At 67.0% G+C, this 6,039-nt stretch carries 5 protein-coding genes; 2 read left to right on the top strand and 3 right to left on the bottom strand.

The features are described 5' to 3' along the window. The first annotated feature begins 253 nt into the window (after window positions 1–253). Together ACWCPQ_RS18320 and ACWCPQ_RS18315 are read left to right on the top strand one after the other, a co-directional pair. Window positions 254–796, top strand: coding sequence for a GtrA family protein (locus tag ACWCPQ_RS18320; RefSeq protein ID WP_449900195.1), 543 nt, complete (start codon window positions 254–256; stop codon window positions 794–796). A gap of 75 nt (window positions 797–871) precedes the next feature. Continuing rightward, a complete protein-coding gene (locus ACWCPQ_RS18315) occupies window positions 872–2,776 on the top strand; it encodes a glycosyltransferase (protein ID WP_449900193.1) in 1,905 nt (634 codons plus the stop codon). A 53-nt stretch (window positions 2,777–2,829) separates the two neighbouring features. On the opposite strand, the gene ACWCPQ_RS18310 is transcribed toward ACWCPQ_RS18315, so the two are convergent. From ACWCPQ_RS18310 to glfT1, 3 genes are all read right to left on the bottom strand, one after another. Beyond that, window positions 2,830–3,681, bottom strand: a complete 852-nt coding sequence (locus tag ACWCPQ_RS18310) for an SDR family oxidoreductase (RefSeq protein WP_449900191.1) — start codon at window positions 3,679–3,681, stop codon at window positions 2,830–2,832. A 376-nt stretch (window positions 3,682–4,057) separates the two neighbouring features. Further along, a complete protein-coding gene (locus ACWCPQ_RS18305; RefSeq protein ID WP_449900188.1) occupies window positions 4,058–4,732 on the bottom strand; it encodes a hypothetical protein in 675 nt (224 codons plus the stop codon). Between the two features lie 125 nt (window positions 4,733–4,857). Continuing rightward, the gene (gene glfT1, locus ACWCPQ_RS18300) at window positions 4,858–5,769 is read right to left on the bottom strand and encodes a galactofuranosyltransferase GlfT1 (protein WP_051715048.1); all 912 of its coding nucleotides are present in this window, start codon (window positions 5,767–5,769) and stop codon (window positions 4,858–4,860) included. Window positions 5,770–6,039 lie beyond the last annotated feature (270 nt).

Below are 6,039 nucleotides of genomic sequence, written 5' to 3'. Positions count from 1 at the left end.
GAGCGAGGGCCCTGCGTGGTCACGCTGCGCTTCCGCCTCCGGGCCTGACTCACTCATGCAGCGTTCGTCGGGCATGAGCGAGGGCCCTGCGTGGTCACGCTGCGCTTCCGCCTCCGGGCCTGACTCACTCATGCAGCGTTCGTCGGGCATGAGCGAGGGCCCTGCGTGGTTACGCTGCGCTTCCGCCTCCGGGCCTGACTCACTCATGCCGTGCCGGAGAGGATGGCTCAGGTCACTACGGTACCGTCGGCGCGTGTCATCTGGTGAGTCATCGGCCGCTGTCGCCACCGACGCGCCGGCCCCCCGTTCGCTGGCCGAACGCGTGCGGACCGGGCTACGGCAGAGCGCGGCGTTCCTGGTGGTGGGCGTGATCGGATTCCTGGTCGACGCGGGAACCTACAACCTGCTGGTGTTCGATCTGGGGGCCTGGGGCGGCGAGGGTCTCATGTACCACTTCCCGTTGCCCGCCAAGATCATCGCGATCGGCGTGGCCACGGTGGTCACCTACTTCGGCAACAAGTGGTGGACGTTCTCGCACAAGCAGTCCGGCAGCCCGGTTCGCGAGTATCTGAGCTACGCGGCGATCAATGTGATCGCGATCGGCCTGCAATTGGGTTGCCTGGGTTTCTCCAGGTACATCCTGGATCTGTCCACTCCGCTGGCGGACAATATCTCCGGAACGCTGGTGGGTCAGATCGTCGCCGTCGTGTTCCGGTACTGGGCCTATGACAAGTTCGTGTTTACCGGAGAACCCGATCGGGAAACGACCAACCGGGCGACCGGCGTGGCTGATTGATATCCTCGGGCCCGCCGCGAACCGTATTCAGGGACATGTCTGTCCCGCCGGCACAATAAGGATTTCGAGGACTTCATGGACCAGTCGGCTATGCAGGCCGTTACCGAGACGAACGATCACGCTGCGGTCGCACCGGAGTCGCTGCGCGCCGAACACCACCCGGCGCCGCGGCGGCTGGTGCTGGCCCGGGGTATCTTCACCGGCCCCTCGGCGAAGATCAGCGACGAGCTCTACGCGGTGGTCAAGGGGCGTGCCACCCGCGATCGGATGAGCCTGCACCTGGAAAAGGGCACGACCGCGCACACCAACACCTATTTCGGCCGGTTCGCCGCCAGCTACTGGCAGCGCTGGACCGTGGTCACCGAAGTGCAGGCCACGATGATCCTGCAGGTCGGCAAGCACGCCAGGGTGCGGATCGTGGCCTCCGATATCGCCGGGCACCGCCGGATCGTCGGCACCGCGGAGGTCACGGCCAGTGGCCCACTGACCCTGACCGCGCCGCTGGACCAGTTCGTCGACGGCGGCGCCCTGTGGCTGGAGTTCGAGGCGGTCGGCGGTGAGCTGGAGATCTCCGATCTCACCTGGACCGCGACCGCCCCCGAGACCGTGCGCCCGGTGGCCATCGCCATCTGCACGTTCAACCGCGCGCAGGACTGCGCCGAGACCATTGCCGCGCTCGCCTCCGATCCGACCGTTCTCGGTTCGCTCGACGCGGTGTACGTGGTGGACCAGGGCACCGATCTCGTGGAGGACCGGCCGCTCTACCAGGCCACGCGGTCGATGTTCGGGGAGAAACTGCGCTATATCCGGCAGCCGAACCTGGGCGGCGCGGGCGGTTTCACCCGCGGCCTCTACGAGGTGTCCGCGGCCAACGAGCACGCCGACGTCATCCTGATGGACGACGATATCCTCTGCGAGCCCGAGACCGTCCTGCGTATGCAGGCGTTCGCCAACCTGACCGTGGAACCGACCCTGGTCGGCGCGCAGATGCTGTTCCTGCTCAACCCCGACTACCTCAATGTCGGCGCCGAGGACGTGAACCTGCACCGGCTGATGCACGGCCAGAAAGTGCCCAAGGCACTGCGCAACACCAGCATGCTGAAGAAGAACCAGGAACGCCGGGTCGACGCCGGCTACAACGCCTGGTGGACCTGCCTGATACCGGCCGAGGTCGTGAAGAAGATCGGGCTTCCGCTGCCGATCTTCTTCCAGTGGGACGATGTCGAATACGGGGTCCGTGCGCGCGAACACGGTTTCGTCACGGTCACCCTGCCCAACGCGGCGGTGTGGCACGCGGACTTCTACTGGAAGGACTTCGACGACTGGGCCCGCTATTTCAGCACCCGTAACTCGCTGATCGTCAGCGCGATGCACGCGGATCTGGATCCCGGCACGATCACCCGCCAGCTCTTCCGCAATATCTCCGAATACCTGGTCGCGATGCAGTACGGGCTCGCGCACACCACCCTGCAGGGCATCGAGGACTTCCTGTCGGGTCCGTCGATTCTGCGTGACGGCGGTATCGAGCCGTTGAAACGGGCCCGCACCAGCCGGTCCGACTACAGCGAGACCGTGAAGCATCCCGCGGCGACACCGCCGGTGGATTCCTCGGAGATCCGGGTACGCCGCGCTAGCGGCGAACCCAGTCGCCTGCTGGCCGTGTTGATCAAACGGGCGATCCAACAGTGGACCGGCCGGGTCCAGCCCGGGGTGGTGGGGATCACCCGGGAAGACGCGCACTGGTGGCATGTATCGCTGTTCGATCATGTGGTGGTCACCGATGCCTCGCAGTCCGGTGTCCGGGTCCGCAAGCGCGACAAGGCGACCGCGCGGGCACTGCTGGTGCGGACCGTGCGGGTACTGCGCCGGTTGTACAAGGAACTGCCGGACCTGCAACAGCGCTACCGCGCCGCGCACGCCGAACTCACCAGCCGCGAGAACTGGGAGCGGCTCTACGGGATCGATTCCGGCCCGAGCTGAGCGGGCGAGTACGAACGCGGGCCACGCCGGTGCATCCGGCGTGGCCCGTCCCGTCAGAGGAACAGATCTGTTGTCAACGGTTCGTCACCCGGCGTCACCCGGTATTTCTCCAGGTCGGTGATGCCGTGGGCGGCGAGCACCTCGTCGTCGAGGAAGAAATTGCCGGTGGTCTCGCCGGCCGGTGAAGTGAGCACCAGGTACGCCGCGTCGGCGTAGATATCCGGGGTCCGCGAGGTGCGAACCATCTCCTCACCACCCAGCAGATTCTGCACCGCCGCTGTCGCGATGGTCGTTCGCGGCCACAGCGAATTGACCCCGACACCGTCGGATTTCAGCTCCTCGGCCAAACCCAGTGTCGTGAGGGACATCCCGTATTTGGCGATGGTGTAGCCGAGCGAGGACCCGGCCCATTTGGGGTCCAGGTTCAGCGGCGGGGACAGCGTGAGGATATGCGGATTGCGTCGGGCGGCTGCCGATTCGCGCAACGCCGGGATACTGAGTTTCGAGAGCAGGAAACTGCCGCGGCAGTTGATGTCCTGCATGAGGTCGTACTTCTTCATCGGGAGCGAATCGGTGGGGGAGAGATCGATGGCCGAGGCGTTGTTGACCACGATATCGATACCGCCGAACCGTTCGGTCGTCAGCCGGACCGCTTCGGCCACCGAATCGTCGATCCGCACATCGCCGACGAACGGCAGTACGGTCCCTCCCGCTTCTTCCAACTCCGCGGCGGCGGTGTGGATGGTCCCCGGCAGTTTGGGATGGGGCTGATCTGTTTTGGCGATCAGGGTGATGTTCGCGCCGTCGGCGGCCGCCCGTTTGGCGATCTCCAGCCCGATACCGCGGCTACCGCCGGACATGATCATCGTCCGGCCGCTCAGCGGTTTGTCTCCGGTTGCCGTCATTACCTGCCCTCCTGTTGTCGCGGGCGCCGGCCGCTGTGCGTCCGGCACTGCGCTTCGAGCGTAGGCAACAGGCCCGGGCTTGCCCAGGGGCCGCGCAGTGCGGTGGGCGGGGTGGTCGGTGGATCGGACCGGGCGCAGGCAGCCGGTCGAGGATCGCCGCCCACGCTCCCGCTCCCGACAGATGTGCATCCGATGGACCCGGCTCGACAAGTGCCCGGCCCGGTCCGAGTCGGCGTCCGCGTAGGAAAGGGCTCGGCGTCCCACGAACGGCCCGTCGATACATCGTGCTGCGGCTCGATACCGGCGGCCCGCACGGATCTGCGGCGCTGTCCGTGCGCGGCCGGTCGTAGCCGACCCGCCGCGCACGGACCGTCGCTCACATTGTGGCGATGAGCAGGATGTTCATCAGGAAGATCAGGGCCACGAACGCCCAGATCACGTACATGACCACCATGCCGGGGGTCTTCTGTGGCACCGGGCCGATCGCCCCGTTGAGGAAGATCAGCGCCGGCGTCCGGTAGTAGTACCGGACCGCCTGGCCCGGCTGCACCGGCACCGCGACATCGGCGGGACCCATATCGAACAACCAGGGCGTGGTGACCCGCACGTGGTACTGGCCGGCACCGACCGGAATATGATTGGCGCCCCACCGGGTGTTCGGCACCCGCTGCCCGTTCACGGTGATCTTGGGTTTGGTGATCGCGAGCAGGAACGCCATCGGAGTGTAGGAACAATCCACTGTGATACCCGGCGGATCGTTCGGCGCGGCCTGCGGTTGCTGCTGACCGTAGGGGCCGGGCTGCCCGAACTGGGCGGGCGGCTGCCCGGTCGGCTGGGCGTAGGGACCGCTCGCGTACTGCGGCTGCCCGGGCGGCTGACCGTAACCGCCCGGGGGCGGCGCACCCCACGGCTGCGGACCGCCCTGCGGCCCCCCTGGATACTGTGGCTGGCCACCCTGGTTCGGCGCCGGGGGCGCGAACTGCTGTTGCGGCGGCGGGAACTGGCCGGGCGCAGGCTGACCTTGTGGCGGCTGACCGCCGGGGTAACTCATCGATCTCCTCCCGAATCAAGCAGATTGCCAGCCGAACTTACCCGGCATGGATGAATCCCTCGCATCGGCCGTCAACCCTGGTTGTCCGGACGGTGACCGATTCGGGCGATACGCGAACTGTCGGGCTAATCCGGTTTCTGGAATTGCTCGTTGCGACCGAGGCTGCGCAGATGGAACCATTCGCGCAATCCGGCCGGATCGCGCCGGGTCACCAGGAAGAACCAGGAGAAACGAATCCATTCCTGCGGCAGCAGCTTTCGCATACCCGGCTGGGACATGAGATAGCCGCGGTTGCGGTAGGTGAAATACCGCTTCACCGGGTCGTCCGGGTACTGGGTGTGCATGCGGCCACCGAGGATCGGCTTGAACTCGGCCGCGCCGTTGGGGTGCAGATACGCCGTTTGCAGGCAGGTCCCGAAGGGTAATCCGGAACGCACCAACCGGCGGTGCACCTCGACCTCGTCACCGCGCACGAACAGCCGCAGATCCGGCACCCCGATCACATCGACCGCCTGTGCCGAGATCAGCGCACCGTTGAACAACGAGGCGATCCCGGGCAGGAAATCCTCGCCGCCCAGCTCGGAACGCAACCGCCGCCACACCACCCCGCGCCGCAGCGGGAACGCCAGCCGATCGGGTTCGTCGATATCGCAGACGACCGGTGAGACCTCCACCAGTTCGTGGCGCCGCGCGCAGTCGAACAGGGTGGCCAGCACCTCCGGGCCCTCGGGCCGGCCGTCGTCGTCGGCCAGCCACACCCAGTCCGCGCCGAGGCTCAGCGCGTGCAGCATCCCCAGCGCGAAACCGCCCGCTCCGCCCAGATTGTGCGCGGAACCGAGATAGGTGGTCTCGATCGGCTGATCGGCCACGAGTTCGGCGACCTCGGCTTCGTTGCCGTTGTCGATCACGATCAGGTGGTCGACGGCCCGCGACTGGGTGGCGACAGCTTTCAGCGATTCGGCGAGCAGATCACGTCGCTTGTGGGTGACCACGACGGCGACGATCTTGGCGTCCGGTCCGTACTCGACCTCGGGCAGCACCGCGGCGCCGGGATCACGTCCCACCACGGTATCGACGGCCGGGCGCGCGGATCCGCTGGCGGCCTGCCGATCGGGCACGGTCGAGGGAGAAGCGTCTTCGTCTTTCGCAGTCGCCTCCGAGCCCGGATCGCCTTCCCCCGCGGTCACGAGCGAGGTCTCCGAGGGGGAAGGCTTCGCTTCCGTCTCCGGGCCTGACTCGCTCATGCTGTGCTGATCGGGCACGAGCGAGGGCCCTGCGTGGTCACGCTTCGCTTCCGCCTCCGGGCC

Source organism: Nocardia sp. NPDC001965, assembly GCF_053594175.1.
This window is presented reverse-complemented; position numbering and strand designations above follow the sequence as displayed.

Excerpts from the sequence above, each read along its gene's own strand:
- ACWCPQ_RS18315 (WP_449900193.1), top strand. The coding sequence starts at position 872 with ATGGACCAGTCGGCTATGCAGGCCGTTACCGAGACGAACGATCACGCT.
- ACWCPQ_RS18310 (WP_449900191.1), bottom strand. The coding sequence starts at position 3,681 with ATGACGGCAACCGGAGACAAACCGCTGAGCGGCCGGACGATGATCATG.
- ACWCPQ_RS18305 (WP_449900188.1), bottom strand. The coding sequence starts at position 4,732 with ATGAGTTACCCCGGCGGTCAGCCGCCACAAGGTCAGCCTGCGCCCGGC.